This window comes from Verrucomicrobiia bacterium (assembly GCA_036268055.1).
Taxonomy (GTDB): Bacteria; Verrucomicrobiota; Verrucomicrobiia; order Limisphaerales; family Pedosphaeraceae; genus DATAUW01.
The window spans coordinates 121,044-135,570 of sequence record DATAUW010000013.1 but is presented as its reverse complement, the minus strand read 5'-3'; the positions used below and the strand labels follow the sequence as shown (position 1 = coordinate 135,570).

The 14,527-nt window shown below is 55.2% G+C and carries 14 protein-coding genes; 6 read left to right on the top strand and 8 right to left on the bottom strand.

All coding sequences use genetic code 11. The annotated features are described in order from the left end of the window. Positions 1–3 precede the first annotated feature (3 nt). The 5 genes from VH413_07540 (at position 4) to VH413_07520 (ending at position 3,865) form a co-directional block, all read left to right on the top strand. Positions 4–882, top strand: coding sequence for a tetratricopeptide repeat protein (locus tag VH413_07540; GenBank protein HEX3798537.1), 879 nt, complete (start codon positions 4–6; stop codon positions 880–882). A gap of 682 nt (positions 883–1,564) precedes the next feature. Next, entirely contained in the window at positions 1,565–2,221 is a 657-nt protein-coding gene (hisB, locus tag VH413_07535) for an imidazoleglycerol-phosphate dehydratase HisB (protein HEX3798536.1), read from the top strand. A 41-nt stretch (positions 2,222–2,262) separates the two neighbouring features. Further along, positions 2,263–2,865 (top strand): sigma-70 family RNA polymerase sigma factor, encoded by a 603-nt coding sequence (locus VH413_07530; GenBank protein ID HEX3798535.1) that lies wholly within the window; start codon positions 2,263–2,265, stop codon positions 2,863–2,865. Next, positions 2,862–3,380, top strand: a complete 519-nt coding sequence (locus VH413_07525; GenBank protein HEX3798534.1) for a hypothetical protein — start codon at positions 2,862–2,864, stop codon at positions 3,378–3,380. The genes VH413_07530 and VH413_07525 overlap by 4 nt, the downstream gene beginning before the upstream one ends. Further along, a complete protein-coding gene (locus VH413_07520; GenBank protein HEX3798533.1) occupies positions 3,377–3,865 on the top strand; it encodes a hypothetical protein in 489 nt (162 codons plus the stop codon). Before VH413_07525 ends, VH413_07520 begins: the two co-directional genes overlap by 4 nt. 157 nt (positions 3,866–4,022) lie before the next feature. Here the strand turns inward: VH413_07520 and VH413_07515 are convergent, their stop codons facing one another. The 7 genes from VH413_07515 to VH413_07485 form a co-directional block, all read right to left on the bottom strand. Then, positions 4,023–5,984, bottom strand: a complete 1,962-nt coding sequence (locus VH413_07515) for an Rne/Rng family ribonuclease (protein ID HEX3798532.1) — start codon at positions 5,982–5,984, stop codon at positions 4,023–4,025. 2 nt (positions 5,985–5,986) lie between these two features. Continuing rightward, positions 5,987–7,210, bottom strand: a complete 1,224-nt coding sequence (gene rodA, locus VH413_07510; GenBank protein HEX3798531.1) for a rod shape-determining protein RodA — start codon at positions 7,208–7,210, stop codon at positions 5,987–5,989. After that, positions 7,207–9,252, bottom strand: a complete 2,046-nt coding sequence (locus tag VH413_07505; GenBank protein ID HEX3798530.1) for a penicillin-binding transpeptidase domain-containing protein — start codon at positions 9,250–9,252, stop codon at positions 7,207–7,209. The genes rodA and VH413_07505 overlap by 4 nt, the downstream gene beginning before the upstream one ends. Before the next feature lies 1 nt (position 9,253). Next, the gene (locus VH413_07500) at positions 9,254–9,805 is read right to left on the bottom strand and encodes a hypothetical protein (GenBank protein ID HEX3798529.1); all 552 of its coding nucleotides are present in this window, start codon (positions 9,803–9,805) and stop codon (positions 9,254–9,256) included. Next, positions 9,802–10,617, bottom strand: a complete 816-nt coding sequence (gene mreC / locus VH413_07495) for a rod shape-determining protein MreC (GenBank protein ID HEX3798528.1) — start codon at positions 10,615–10,617, stop codon at positions 9,802–9,804. Before mreC ends, VH413_07500 begins: the two co-directional genes overlap by 4 nt. 36 nt (positions 10,618–10,653) lie before the next feature. Beyond that, positions 10,654–11,682, bottom strand: a complete 1,029-nt coding sequence (locus VH413_07490) for a rod shape-determining protein (protein HEX3798527.1) — start codon at positions 11,680–11,682, stop codon at positions 10,654–10,656. Between the two features lie 167 nt (positions 11,683–11,849). Beyond that, on the bottom strand, positions 11,850–13,115 hold the full coding sequence (locus VH413_07485) for a DUF3472 domain-containing protein (GenBank protein HEX3798526.1): 1,266 nt from the start codon (positions 13,113–13,115) through the stop codon (positions 11,850–11,852). A 220-nt stretch (positions 13,116–13,335) separates the two neighbouring features. Here VH413_07485 and VH413_07480 point away from each other — a divergent pair, with 220 nt between their 5' ends. Next, positions 13,336–14,085: a glycosyltransferase family 2 protein gene (locus VH413_07480; GenBank protein HEX3798525.1), complete on the top strand. Its 750-nt coding sequence runs from the start codon at positions 13,336–13,338 to the stop codon at positions 14,083–14,085. Positions 14,086–14,157: 72 nt separating this feature from the next. Here VH413_07480 and rpsT read toward each other — a convergent pair whose 3' ends face one another. Then, positions 14,158–14,421: a 30S ribosomal protein S20 gene (rpsT, locus tag VH413_07475; GenBank protein HEX3798524.1), complete on the bottom strand. Its 264-nt coding sequence runs from the start codon at positions 14,419–14,421 to the stop codon at positions 14,158–14,160. Positions 14,422–14,527 lie beyond the last annotated feature (106 nt).

Here is a 14,527-nt window from a genome sequence, read left to right as displayed (position 1 = left end):
ATTATGCCGGCGCCGAGTCTCATCCTGACGTTTTTGCTGGTGGCCTGTTTCAGCATCGCCACGTCGCTTGAACCGCGCTGGCAGACTTTGAGCAAGCGGACGAGTTCGGACTCGGACAGTTTATTCAAACTGGTTTTGGGCGATGCGAGCCGGATGTTTGCGAACCATTTTTTCGTCAAGGCCGATGTCTATTTTCACAGCGGCTATTATCCATCCATTTTTCAACAGGGCTATCAACACTCTGAGAACACGGAGCATTTGAAGGACGACCACGACGAAGCGCACGAGACCCGGGAAGAGCATGAGCGCGAGGAAAAATCCATGAGCTTTCTTGGGACGCCGACGGATTGGATTGACCGTTTTGGCCGCCATTTTTATTCCACTAAACATACTCATCTCGACAAGCCCGGCGAAGCACGGGAAATCCTGCCGTGGCTGAAGCTTTCGGCGGAACTGAATCCAAATCGGATTGACACCTACACCGTCGCCGCTTATTGGCTGCGCGAACGGCTGGGCAAGCCGGATGAGGCGGAGGAATTTTTACGCGAAGGATTGCGCGCCAATCCCACGAGCTACGAAATACTTTTTGAGTTGGGCAAACTCTATAACGAGAACAAGCATGATCCCACTGTGGCAATTAATTTGTGGGAGATGGCTTTGCGCCGCTGGACCGAACAGGACGATGCGGGATTGGAAACCGATGAGCACGTCTATGAACAGATTCTTGCGAACCTGGCGAACGTCGAAGAAACGCAGGGGAATTTGCGCGCCGCGCTGGAATACCTCGACATGGAGTTGGTTGTTTCGCCTTTGCCTGCGAGCATTCAGGCACATATAGATGATTTGCAGAAAAAGCTTGCCGCGCCTGGGCCGGCGAAATGAGCGCGCGGTGCGGCTAGCATTGGGTATGTGGTTCTAGGTTCTATAATGTGAGGTGAGGTTCGAGGAGGTTGGTTCCAGGGAATACGGTGGCCTCGCTGCGCTCGGGATAGTGGGTTTGGATTGGGGCGCGGATTCCCCCGGCTGAAGCCGGGGGGTTAATGAGAAGCGGTGGGTTTGGAGGGATTTTGGACAGGGGTGGCTGTGTGGTGGGTTCACGGCTCGCGAGTACGCTCGCCCTTCCGTGATGGGGTGCGATGGGTTTGGTGGAATCGGCGGTGGAGGGACTGTATCGTGGGAGAGGGCGAAGTTTCAGAGAATTCTATTTTGTATCCTATGGAAGGGTGGATTCTGTCGAAGGAGTGTGGCATGGTGGGGACGGTTCTTTGACAGGACGTATAGGACAGAAAGGACGGACAGGTTGCCGGAATGGATAAAAAACGCCATTAGGCGAGCCAAAGGGTAAAAATTGGTTCGAAAAAGTTCGCCTGAGTTCGGGTTGGCTCGGATAAGTTCGGATAAGTTCGCTTAACAGGGGGAAAAAATATTGGGAGGGGCAGCGCCGAATTGGTTTGCCGATAAAATCGTCTGCCGGCAAGAATGGGTCGAGAAAAGCCCATGTATTCTATCATCCGTATTGGACATTGTTTTTCTTTGTAACTCCCGCTAGTAATTGTAAATGCACATTCGGCAAGGGCAGATCAAGCGCGAGACCAAGGAAACCAAGGTCAGCGTCAAAATTAAAATTGATGGTTCCGGAAAGTCTTCGATCAAGACGGGCGTTCCGTTTTTCGACCATATGTTGACGCTTTTTGCCAAACACGCCGTTGTGGATCTGACCCTGAAATGTGACGGTGATTTGGAAGTGGATGCGCATCATACGGTCGAGGATTGCGGGATCGCGCTGGGGCAAGCCGTGACGCAAGCTCTGGGTGACAAACGCGGCATTCGCCGCTACGGCGCGGGTTTTGATCCCAGGAATCCGTTTACCGGCGAGGCGTTCGTGCCGATGGACGAATGCCTGGCGCGCTGCGTGATTGATTTCAGCGGACGGCCTTATCTCGTATGGCGGGGGCTGGATGATCTGGCTTATCGCAAACTGAGCAAAGGCGAGCGCAGCCAGGATATGTCCAGCGCATTTCGGTTCGGTTTGGCGCGGGAATTCTTCCAGGGATTTGCCAATGAGGCGCGTTGCAACCTGCATTTGGAATTGTTGTATGGCGATGAGCCGCACCATGTTGTAGAGGCGTTATTCAAGGCTTTCGCCAAGGCATTGGACTTTGCCTGCGAGCGGGACGAGCGTATAGCGGGACAGGTGCCGAGCACGAAGGGGCGGCTATAAATTTGGGTTGAATATCCACTGATTCACGCCCGTCGAAACAGATGAAGACAAACGCAGACCATTCTTCCGCCAGTGACGAGCAACTGGTGAAAGCAGCCAAAGACGGTGACATGGCGGCTTTTGAAGAGTTGGTTGCGAGGCATCGCGATAAGATTTATGCCCGCGCGTTCAGCATGATGCGGAACGAGGATGAGGCGCTCGATCTTTCCCAGGAAGCATGGGTCAAGAGCTGGCAGCGGCTGAAACAATTTCAGGGCGACTCCAGCTTCGGCACATGGATGACGCGCATCGTCATCAATCTTTGCCTCGACCAACTGCGCAAGCGCAAACGCCAGCGCACCGAGTCCATCGAAGAGATGAGCGAGGAAACCGGCGGGGTGGAACGGCAGATGCCGGTGGTGATTACGAATCCCACCGAGGGGCTCGAACGGATAGAATTGCGAAAGCGGATTGATAAGGCGATGGAGCAATTATCGCACGAGCATCGGACGGTTCTGATGTTGCATGAATTTGAAGAGATGGAATATAAAGAAATCGCAAAGACAATGAATTGTTCGATCGGTACCGTGATGTCACGCTTGTTTTATGCCCGCCGAAAGATGGCGGCCTTGCTGGTCAACCTGAAAACCGAAGACGTAAAATGATCAATCAGGAATTACAGTTAAAGTTGCAAGCCTACCTGGACGGCGAATTGATGCCCAGCGAAGAGGCGCAGGTCAAGGACCTGATCGAGAGCGACGCCGAGGCGTCGGCGCTGTGCATTGAATTGCAGTCGGTCAAGGCCGCGCTGACGGGCGCCGATCTGGAGATCAAGTTGCCGGAAACGCGCGAATTTTTTTGGTCGAAGATCCAGCGCGAGATTGAGCGCCAGAGCGCGGCTCAAGCAGCGCCGGCGCATAAGCCGTCATGGGTGGAATGGGTGAGGGGACATCTGATGCCGGTCAGTGGCGTGGCATTGGTGCTGGGCGTCATGGGCATCATGGCGTTGCATTCATCCAGTTCAGCCGCTCAATTTGGCGAGATGGAATTGGCGTCTGATAATATGGGCGCCTACACTTTTCGCGACCAGCAAGAGGGAATGACGATGGTTTGGTTTTACAATCGCGATGATTCGCAGTTTACGGCAGACTCATCCCTTGCTAGTGTGGATCACCAATGAAGAATTTCAGTCTTGCGGCCAGTTCTTTGCGCCTGGCGTTAATTTGTTTGGCGGTGGTGATGTTTGGCGCGGGCAGCGCCCGGGCGGAAGAACCTCTTCGCGGCGAGGCCATGCTGGTTTGGGGCACCAATGATCCCCAGTCTCCGGATCCCAAACATGTTCCCGTAGATGAAGTGCTTGCGCGCAAATTGAGTAAATCGCCCTATCGTTGGAAACATTATTTCACAGTTCGCAAAGAGATCGTTGAAGTGCCGACGGGTGAAACGAAAAAGGGCGTGACCATGAGCAAGCATTGTGTCCTGGATATCACTAACCTCGGTACAAACCGTGTGCAGGTCAAACTATACGGTGAAGGCAAGCTGGTTTCCTGCAACACGGAACCTTTCGTGGATAACTGGCCGTTGATTTTTGCGGGCTCGGCGGGAAATGAAACGGCGTGGCTCGTGGTGCTGCGCAAGGTCAAGCCGGAAGAAAAGAAGCACTGAGCTTTCTGTTTCAGTCGCGGTCGTGACTTAAAATAGATTGCTGCGTTAGACTAATATAGTCACGGCTCGCGAGTACGCTCGCCCTCCCTGGGGTATAAAAAAACACCCCGCGATTTTATTCGCGGGGTGTTTTGGTTTTAAGCCTGGTGACGCGCGCTTAACTTACTTCTTCGTTAGTCGCCACGTTGACGATTTTGAAGATTTCCGCATGCAGCGCGGGGTCGGCACGGAAGGACAGTTTGCCGAAATAGCGTTTCTCCATTTCGATCAAGTGTTTCTCGTCCTCGTTGCGCAACCGTTCAAGAATGCTGGGATGCACGACGATGCGGAGTTGGAAATCTGATTCGTCGCGGGAGCGCTTCTTCAGTATCTCGCCGAGCTTGCGTTGGATCTCCACGCTCATCGTGAGCGCACTCTTCACTTTGCCGCGGCCTTTGCAATACGGGCATTCATCATATACCGCCGCGTGCACACTTTCGGAATGCCTCTGGCGCGTCATCTCCATCAGGCCGAGTTGCGAGATGGGCAGGATGTGGGTCTTGGCTTTGTCACGGCGCAGGCCGTCTTTCATGCGTTGGTAAACCTGTTGCTGATCGCGACGCGATTTCATGTCAATGAAGTCGAGCACGATCAACCCGCCCATGTTGCGCAGGCGCAACTGCCGCGAGATTTCATCCGCCGCTTCAAGGTTGACGCGCAGGATGGACGATTCCTGGTCTTTGCCGCCTTTATGGCGGCCGGTGTTCACGTCAATCGCCACGAGCGCTTCGGTTTCATCCACGACGATATAACCGCCGCTTTTCAAATGCACCGTGCGCGAGAACGCATTCTCCAACTGCCGGCTCACATTGAAACGGTCGAAAACCGCCTGTGAATCGTTGTACAATTTCACCTTGTCGGCTGAGCGGGGCGAAATCTTTGAAATCATTTCGCGCATGCGATCATGCGCCTTGGGGCTGTCTACCACAATGCGTTCAACGTCTTCCGTGAGAAAATCCCGCACGGTGCGTTCGATCAAATCCGGTTCCTGGAAAACGCACGTGGCTGCCGGTTGCGCCTTGATACGTTCCTGGATGAGCTTCCATTCCTCAAGCAGCAACGCGAGGTCGCGCACGAAATACCGCGCCTGCTGGCCTTCGCCGACCGTGCGCATGATTACGCCCATGCCTTCGGGAATGGTGAGTTCGCGCAGGATTTTTTTGAGACGCTGGCGTTCTTCCTGCTTTTCGATCTTGCGCGAGATGCCGCTCTGATCGGAATTCGGCAACAGCACCAGGTAACGTCCGGGCAGGACAAGATTCGTTGTGACGCGCGGGCCTTTGGTGCCGATGGGGCCTTTGGTGACCTGTACGATGATGTCGCTGCCGGGTGGGTAAAGGCGCGGAATGTCTTTTTGCGTGATGCGCGGTTTGTCGCGCTTCTTGGTTTCACGTTCCACGAGTTCAACGCCACTGTCGAAGTTGCTCGGCACGATGTCCCAGTAATGCAGGAACGCATTTTTCTCGAAACCGATGTCCACGAAGGCCGCCTTGAGGCCGTCTTCGAGATTGCGCACCTTGCCTTTGAAAATGCTGCCGACGAGGCGTTCCTCGGTCGTGCGCTCGATGGTGAATTCCTCGAGCTTGCCTTCTTCCATCACGGCCACGCGCGTTTCGAGCGACTCGGCATTGATGATGACTTCCTTGTGCGTGCGCTTCACCGGTTTGATGAGACGCTGCACTTTTTTGATGACCGTGTCCGCGACGGCGCGGATGGTTTCGACGATGCCCTGCGGACGTTGCGGAATCGGCACCGGCTGAAACTGCTTTTCCTCCTCCACTTCGGCGGGGGTTTCGAGATTCGGTTCGCGAAAACCATCCTTGCCGCGACCTTCGGAAGCATGCGGTTCCTGCGGCACGCCTTCGGGCGGGAGGCCCGCAGCGACGTTTTCGGCGCGTTCGATTTCCTGCGCGTGACGCGACCGGTCATAGACCTTGTCGTTCGGCGCTTTGTCGCCCACGACTTCCGCGCGGGCCTCAACGGCTTCGCGGTCCGGGCGATTGGGATTGGGATTCAATCCGCTGCTGGGACGAAACCGCATGCCGCCACGGCGTCGCCGTGAAAAATTTCCACCACTCATACTCAATAAGCCTTTCGATACATATATACGTTTTGCAACAAGCCCATGGCGATCAACGAGCCGAGCACTGAGGACCCGCCATAACTAAGTAGCGGCAGTGGCACACCCGTCACAGGCATGATGCGAATATTCATTCCGATATTGATGAAGACATGGCTGAACAACAGGGCGACAACGCCCACAGCCAGCAATTTGCCCAGGCGGTCGCGCGCCTGTCCGGCGATCCTGATTCCCGTGAACAGGATCACCGAGTAAAGCGTGAGCACAACCACGCTGCCAACGAAGCCCATCTCTTCCGCGATCACGGAGAAAATAAAATCATTGTGCTTGCCCGCTTCTGGCAGAAACCCGAGCGAATTTTGCTGGCCCTGGCGCCAGCCTTTTCCCGCCCGTCCGCCAGAACCCACAGCAATGAGGGCCTGGTTCACGTTGTACGAATCTTTCAGTTCTTCTTCCTGTAATTTACGCCGCTCCGCTTCCGAAGTCGTGGAGGCGGCGTAATAATCCGCATAATTGCGGCCAAAATAAACAAGCAGCCGTTTCGCCTGGTACGACGGCATCTTGAGCCGGTACTTGGCCGGCGCATAAACCACATCCGCCAAAACGAGCGCGGCGAGGATGCCACCGATGCCGAGCAACTGCGCAAGATAATGGCGCGGCGTGCCCGCGGCATACATCATCGCCAATCCCGTCGGCAACAAAACGAGCGCTGACCCAAGGTCCGGCTCTTTCATGATCAATAAAAACGGCAGCACCATCAGGCCGATGGCTTTCCAGAAATTACGCGGTTGCCGCAGTTCATCCGCCGGCCGGCTCAGGAAATGCGCGAGCGCCAGGATGCACGCGAGCTTGCCGAATTCCGATGGCTGAAATTGAAATCCGCCCAGGTCAATCCAGCGCCGTGCGCCATAACGCATCGAACCGATGCCCGGAATGATCACCACGAGCAGGAAAAAAATCGCGATGCCATAAGCGACCAGCGACCAACGCGTCAGCGCGTGGTAATCAATCATACAGACGCCGCCCGCCACGCCGAGGCCGAGCGTAAACCAGATGATTTGCCGGAACCAGCTTTGGCGATACCACGTCACGGGCGAGACGGCGTCGTTCGCGGTCGTCGCGCTATACACGAACGCGATGCTGATGAGCATCAATGCCACGACAGCCAGCAGTTGCAGAATATCAATTCTGCCGGGGCGTTCGCGTTCTGTGGCGGTGTAGATCATTGGGCGGCGGCGAGCGTTCCTCGAGTTGAAGCTTTTTTCCTGGACGGTTGCTGCTCGCGCAGTTGAAGCGCTTTGTAAACTTTCCCGGCGATAGGCACGCAAGTCAGGCCGCCGGACGCACCGCCTTCGACAGTGGCGACGACGACGTAACGGGCCTTGCCGTCAACGCCCGATGAATAGGAAACAAACCAGGTATTTTTAGCGCTTTTGACTTTTTCTCCGCCGCGTTCAACTTCGGCGGTTCCAGTTTTTCCCGCAATCGTCCAACCGGTGACACCCAGTTTTCTTCCGCTGCCTTCGGCGGAGTCCACGTCCGCAAGCATGCCTGCACGAATCACGTCAAGCGTGTGCTGGCTGACGCCGAGATGATCGCGAACGCGGCCTTGCGGATAGGCCTCAACCGCGCCGCTGCCATCCTGATTTTCCGTGCGCATGACCACCCTCGGCCAAAACACCGTGCCGCCATTTCCCACTGCCGCCGTCATCACGGCCATCTGAATCGGTGTCACGTCCACTTCTCCCTGGCCGATGCTCATGTTTGCGGTGTCACCCAAATGCCAATCTGACGAAATTCGTTCAAACGTTGGCAAATTGCCGGACGCTTCCTGATGCGGAACGATGCCGGTGCGTTCGCCCAAGTGCAGCCGTTGTCCGAGCGCGATGACCTTTTGCAAAACCCCGGCGTTTGTGCCGTAATGCACAAAATAGGGGTTCGATGATTTTGCCATCGCGCGATTAAAATCGAATTCGCCCGCACCAGCGGTATCCCCGTAATGGCGCGATGACCGGCCAACCAAATAGTAGCCATCACTGTGGAAGATTGCGTTTGGATCCAGCACGCCAAGCTCCAACGCGGCCATGCCGACGATAATTTTGAAAATGGAGCCCGGATGGTAATTTTCGTAGATGGCGCGATTGCGTTGCAGGCCGACCACCGGATCATCCCAGCGTTCATTTTCCTTTTCGCGCTCGGCGACGTTTGGATCAGGACGGATGCGATAATTGGGATCGTAAGTTGGCGCGGAAGCCATCGCGAGCACATCGCCGTTTTGCGCGTCCATGACGATCACCGCGCCGCGGACATTTGCCTGCGCTTCTTTCAAGGCCTCGTCCGCCGCTTTTTGAATATCGAGGTCAATCGTGAGGACGACATTGCGGCCGGGTTCGGCGGGTGCCCAAATGGTTTCGGACTGGCGATAGCCGAGATAATTGACAAGCACCGATTTTTCACCAGCGGAGCCGCGTAAATCGTCGTCGAACAAACCTTCCATGCCGGTCACCCCAACGTAGTCCGGCAGGCGATAATTATAATTGGTGCGTTCGCCCTCGCTGGACTCATTGTTGCGTTGAAGATAGCCGAGCAGATGCGCGGCGATGGGGCCATTCGGATAATAACGCATGGACTGAACCTCGAGATCCATGCCTTGCTCGGCGGCGGATTGTTCCTCGAAGCGCGCGAGTTGAATGGGGTTGAGACTTTCGGACATGATGGGCATGGGCAGCGCGCGCGCCTTGTCGTATTGCTTTTGAAATTCCTTTTGCGGCAGTTCGATCGGCTGCTGTAACCGCGCGCCGAGATCCGCCACCAAATTGCTGACGACTTGGTAACGCGTTTCCTGTTTCAACTGATTCTTGATCGTCTCGGTGAGCGCGAATTGTTTTTTCTCCTGCGGCGTGAGCGGACGGCCCAGTTGCACCTGCCGTAACGACATCGCGTGGGTGATATTCGTTCGCATCGAGCGCAAGGCGAAGGCGTAAGCCGCCTGAAAATTCGTGCTCAATTCTTCGAGGTATAAATCCACCGTATAGCTGGGACGGTTTTCCGCGAGCGGTTGCCCGTTGCGATCGAGGATTTTTCCACGCGCGGCAGGGATGCGCACTGTGCGGATGGATTGGATAAGAAGTTTTTCCTGGTAATGCCGGCTCGAAACGAGTTGCACCCACCACAGGCCGGTGAACAAAATCAACATCCCACCCAGCACAATCATTGCGAGAAAGCGTAATTGCGCGTCGTCTTTTTTCAGTTGGTCGAAGACGAGCATGTTATTGGCGTCCTCTCTTGATTTGCCGGTCCAGTCGGAAACTGGACTCGACCACCGGACGGTAATTCAGCGCGTGGTTCAAGCCGTCGAACAGCCAGAAACAAAACGGCGTGAGGATCGCTCCGCCGACGCTCATGACGATCCATTGCCAGACGGAATCCCAGCCGAGCACGGGAGATTGTTTCGTCACGGAGAGCATCAGCAACGCCAGCAACGGGGCGAAGGCGCTGGCGAGCAATCCCAAAACGATTTGCGCATAAAATTGTTCGCGCAGGATCAATCCGCGCCGCACGTAAATGATATAGGCGGGAAGAAATAAAGGCAGGATGCTGATACCAAGCGGATTTGATGAGAGAGTATCGAATAGCAATCCACCAGCGACGGCGACGGCCGTCACGGTGAGCAGGCCGGAACTCAAACTGGCATAGACCATCAGCGCGGGCAGCAGGTCAATTTGTGCGCCGAGCAAATTGCGCGCGCCATCAAAGACGGACTCCATGAAAACCGCGAGGAACGCGACGAGCAAAATCAAGATGGAGTTCAACCAGTTCATTGGATGATCACCCACACTTCCTCCAATGCGCCCAGGTCCGCCGCGAGTTTCACCCGCGCCTCGGTGTAGCCGAGTTCCGAGAGATGCGAATCCTCGACCACCTGGCCGATGGGAATTCCTGGCGGAAAAATTTTTCCTTCGCCCCACGTGCGGACAAATTCGCCGGGTTTTAAGCTGCTGTTGCTGGAAAGAAAGCTGAGCGTCACGAGTGTGTTGTCGAGCGGACTGGAAACGCCCGTGATAACACCGCTCTCACCATTTCTTTCGCCGGGTTTCTCGACGATGGCCGCGACTTTGCAATCGGGATTGCCGATGAGCACCACCTGGGAATCAGTGAGTCCGACCGTGGAAATTTTTCCGACCAATCCGGCTGACGTGATAACGGGGAGGTCGGGTCGCATGCCGTCGCGCGTGCCCAAATCAATCCGGATGATGTGCCACCAGTTCGCGGGGTCGCGGGCGATGACACTGGCGAGGCGAACTTTCCAAAGAGATTGCTTTTGCCAGCCGAAGAGTGCGCGGAATTGATCGTTCTCGCGTTGCACAGCTTCGGCTTGGGTGGCGCGGAATTGGAGTTCCTGGTTCGCGCGGCGAAGCTGTTCATTTTGGCGGAGCAACTCGGAGCGGGGCAGGAGAGTATCGCTGGCGTGGCCAATGATCTGCTGGGAAGATTTGGACAGGCCGAAAAGGGGCAGAAAAAGGCTTCCGATAGCGAGTTTGATTTGATTTGTCGCGTGATGCGGCAAATTCAAAACTATCAGTGTCAGCAATACTACCAGACCCAAGGCAATTAAATGCGGCCTTTTTAACATGTTCACCCGGCAAAGTTGCGGGCGAGCGCGCGGGAATTAAATCTTCGAATTGGAAGTGACCTGTTTCAGAAATTGGAGTTCCTGCAAGACGCGTCCGGTGCCTTCGGCCACGGCGCTCAGGGGATCGTCGGCAATGTGGACCGGCAAGCCGGTCTCCTCCGCCACCAGGCGATCTATCCCGCGCAACAATGCGCCACCCCCGGCCATGACCAAGCCGCGGTCCACCAGGTCGGCGGACAATTCGGGCGGGCAGCGTTCGAGCGTGATGCGTACTGACTCCAAAATACTTGAAAGCGGTTCCTGCAAGGCCTCGCGAATCTCTTCTGAGCGAATGGTCAGGGTTTTCGGCAACCCCGCGCTCAAATCGCGGCCCTTTACTTCCATTGTTAATTCCTGCTCCAGCGGAAAGGCTGATCCAATCCGGATCTTAATTTCCTCCGCGGTGCGTTCGCCAATCATCAAGTTGTAAGCCCGCTTCATGTGCGCAACGATCGTTTCATCAAATTCATCTCCGCCGACCCTCAGGCTGCGGCTAAAGACAATTCCGGCCAGGGAAATAATTGCGATTTCGCAAGTCCCGCCGCCGATATCCACGATCATATTGCCTGCCGGTTCATGCACCGGCAGTCCCACCCCAATGGCCGAAGCCATCGGTTGTTCGATGAGATAAACTTCACGAGCGCCGGCATGGGTAGCCGAGTCTTTTACGGCCCGTTTTTCCACTTCGGTGATTCCCGAGGGAACCGCCACGACCACCCGCGGAGCAATCAGCTTGCGGTGATGAACTTTCTGGATGAAATGACGGAGCATCGCTTCGGTGATTTCGAAGTCGGCGATGACGCCGTCTTTCATTGGCCGGATGGCCACAATATTTCCGGGGGTGCGGCCCAACATCCGCTTGGCTTCATCGCCCACAGCGAGGACGTTGGTGGTTCCCGCCTGGATTGCGACCACTGAAGGTTCGCGCAGGACGATTCCTCGATCACGAACGTAAACGAGGGAATTCGCCGTCCCCAGATCTATTCCAATGTCGTTGGAAAACAGGCTTTTAAATTGCGCTAACATGAATAGTGCTTAACAAGCCGCAAAAATAAGAGCGCGCCCTCCAATGGTCAAGATTATTAGCGAGAATGCTTCCCCAGTTGGTCAACCAATCTGTCCCGTCGTTGGCCTCCATCGCAGACGCGTTGATCATCGGGCAGGCTATGGAAAGAGTATTCGATATGGCACGGTCAGTTTTCCAAAATATTTCGCGGCAAGCCCGTCAGCGCCGTTGGGACAACGCCGACGGCGGGGCGGGAGAATTTTTCACCATAACGGGTAAAGCCGTCCACAAAGCCCCCCTGGCTCAGAAAAAACTGGCCGTCTCCCACTCCCATGAAACGATCGAGACGGTTGCTTTTACCATTTGCGTCGTGGCTGAAACTGGCCGTTGTCAACTCAAGCCATTTTCCGGCATCGTCCCGAATCCATTGATTGCCATAAAGCGCTTTGCGCCGCAGGTTGCCGTTGTCGCCGTTGAAGTCTTCACTGAAACTGTAAAGATGCCGCAAATATCCTCCGTCCTTCGGCGCCTTCCAACTGGAGAGGAGCATCCACGCTTTTTTCTCGGGATGAAAATAGTAACCGGAGTAAATCGTGTGCGTCGCATCCACGGGTTTGGCGGTGACCAGAAATTTTTGTTTCTCGCCGGTTTTCCAAAGATAGATGAAATGACTGTGGCCGCCGGTGCCTTCGTGGCCAAAATCCCCAGCCTCGACACCTTCACCCTTGGCGATCAGTTGCACGCGATCGGCCCCCGCGACCTTGGCTCGCGCCATGGCTTCATCGCCGCTGTCCCAGACGCTGAAAATAATGCGCCGTTCGGTTTTGCTGTTGACCTGCATCCCCAAATAACCGCGATGCCAGCCGCAGGCCATGTAGTAGGTCGCGGGCGGGTCTTCCAAGCTGGTCACCTCGCAGTAGAACGCGGCGACTTTGACCGGATCGGACGGCGAATAAATCAGATGCACCGACGCGGCGTTGCGGCGCGTTTCCAGGTTGAACTGCGCGTCTTTCGCTGCCGGCCCGTCGAGAATGAGCATGTCCAGATCACCCGCTGACTGGCCATTTTCATTGAGCGAAAAGAGCGCGAATTGCTGATAACCAGCGTGAGTTAGATCGAATCCACCAAAATCCGCCGTAACCGGCGTAGCGTCGCCTGCGCCGATCACCTGCGTTTGATGCGATTGGCCCGCGACGGAAAGCTGAAGTTTTGACACGGTGTTTTTTGGCAAGCGCACTGCAATTTTCGCCGTGACCTGGCCAGTCTGACTGAAGTGCCCATACCAGTTCAAGCTGAGTTGGGGATTGGTCCAATGAGTGACGCCATCGCGTTCGGAAACACTCACGCCGCCTGGATTCGGCAGCACGTAAGCGGTGAAAGCTGGAACACGCAGATCGGCTTGCGCCGGGCGCAAAGCCAGCAACAGGAGAGATAAGATCAGAAGAGATTTCATTCTAAAAACGCCAGAGGCGTAATGAGTGGTTGCTTTGGTTCATATTATGTATCGCGCTTTTGCCCGCGGTTCAATGCCATTAAAAAGTGAAGCAAAGAAATTCACGTGGCGGTTTTGAAATCTCGACGATTTGTGGAATGCGTTTTTTATTCTTCATATCGCCGCCCACTTTTGAACTTTAATCCACACTCCAAAAAAACTAAGCTCCTTCAGCTTAACAATGTTTCAGAACAAAAAAGTCGTCGTCGTCATGCCCGCTTACAATGCGGCGAAGACGCTTCGGCAAACTTACACGGAGGTGATGGAGCAACAGATTGTTGATCTCGTCATTCTTGTGGACGATGGCAGCAAGGATGAAACCGCCGCCATCGCGCGCACGCTGCCGGGCGTGAAAGTTCACGTCCATCCGAAGAACCGCGGTTACGGCGGCAATCAAAAAACCTGTTACCGGCTCGCGCTGGAGGAGGGCGGCGACGTCGTCATCATGATCCATCCGGATTATCAATATACGCCCAAGCTGATTCCCGCGATGGTCTCCATCATCGCCAATGACCTGCATCCGTGCGTCCTTGGCAGCCGCATTCTCGGCGGATACGCGCTCAAGGGAGGCATGCCGATCTGGAAATATATCTCGAACCGTTTTCTCACCGCAGCCGAAAATATTTTGCTCGGCGCGAAGTTGTCCGAATATCACACCGGCTATCGCGCCTTCTCGCGTCCGCTGCTGGAAAGCCTTTCGCTCGAAAATAATTCCGATGACTTCGTGTTCGACAACCAAATGCTCGCGCAAATCATCTGGCAAGGCCACACCATCGGCGAAGTGAGTTGCCCGACGAAATATTTTGAAGAGGCGTCGTCCATTAATTTGCGCCGAAGCATTCAATACGGCTTCGGCTGCCTAAGCACCGCGGGCAAATTTCGGCTCGCGAAAATGGGTGTGATTAACTCGCCGTTGTTTCCCCGCCGCTAAAAGCGATTCTTATGCGTACATAGAAAAAGGCGTCTGCCGCGCTGGCAGACGCCTGGCGAAACCAAAAGCGAATTACTTCAGTTTGTTCAACCGCAATGCGAGGCGGGATTTCTTGCGGCTGGCGCGGGACTTGGGAACCGTGCCGGTCTTCGCGGCTTTATCGAGCGCGGAGATGACCGTTTGGAAAGCCTTGGTGGCGTCTTCTTTTTTGCCGGCATCGAGGGCGGCGTGATACTTCTTTTCCAAAGAATGCAGGCGCGAGGTCGTGCTGCGGTTATTGACTTGCTTGCGGGCACTGTTCCGCATGCGGCGTTGGGCAGACTTATTATTCGGCATAAATTAGTTCAATTAACAATTAAGAGCCGACAACCCTAGCTGAACGACAGACAATGTCAACCGCTTGTTGGTGGATTTTCTGACGGTCGAGTAACGCTGGCGGCAT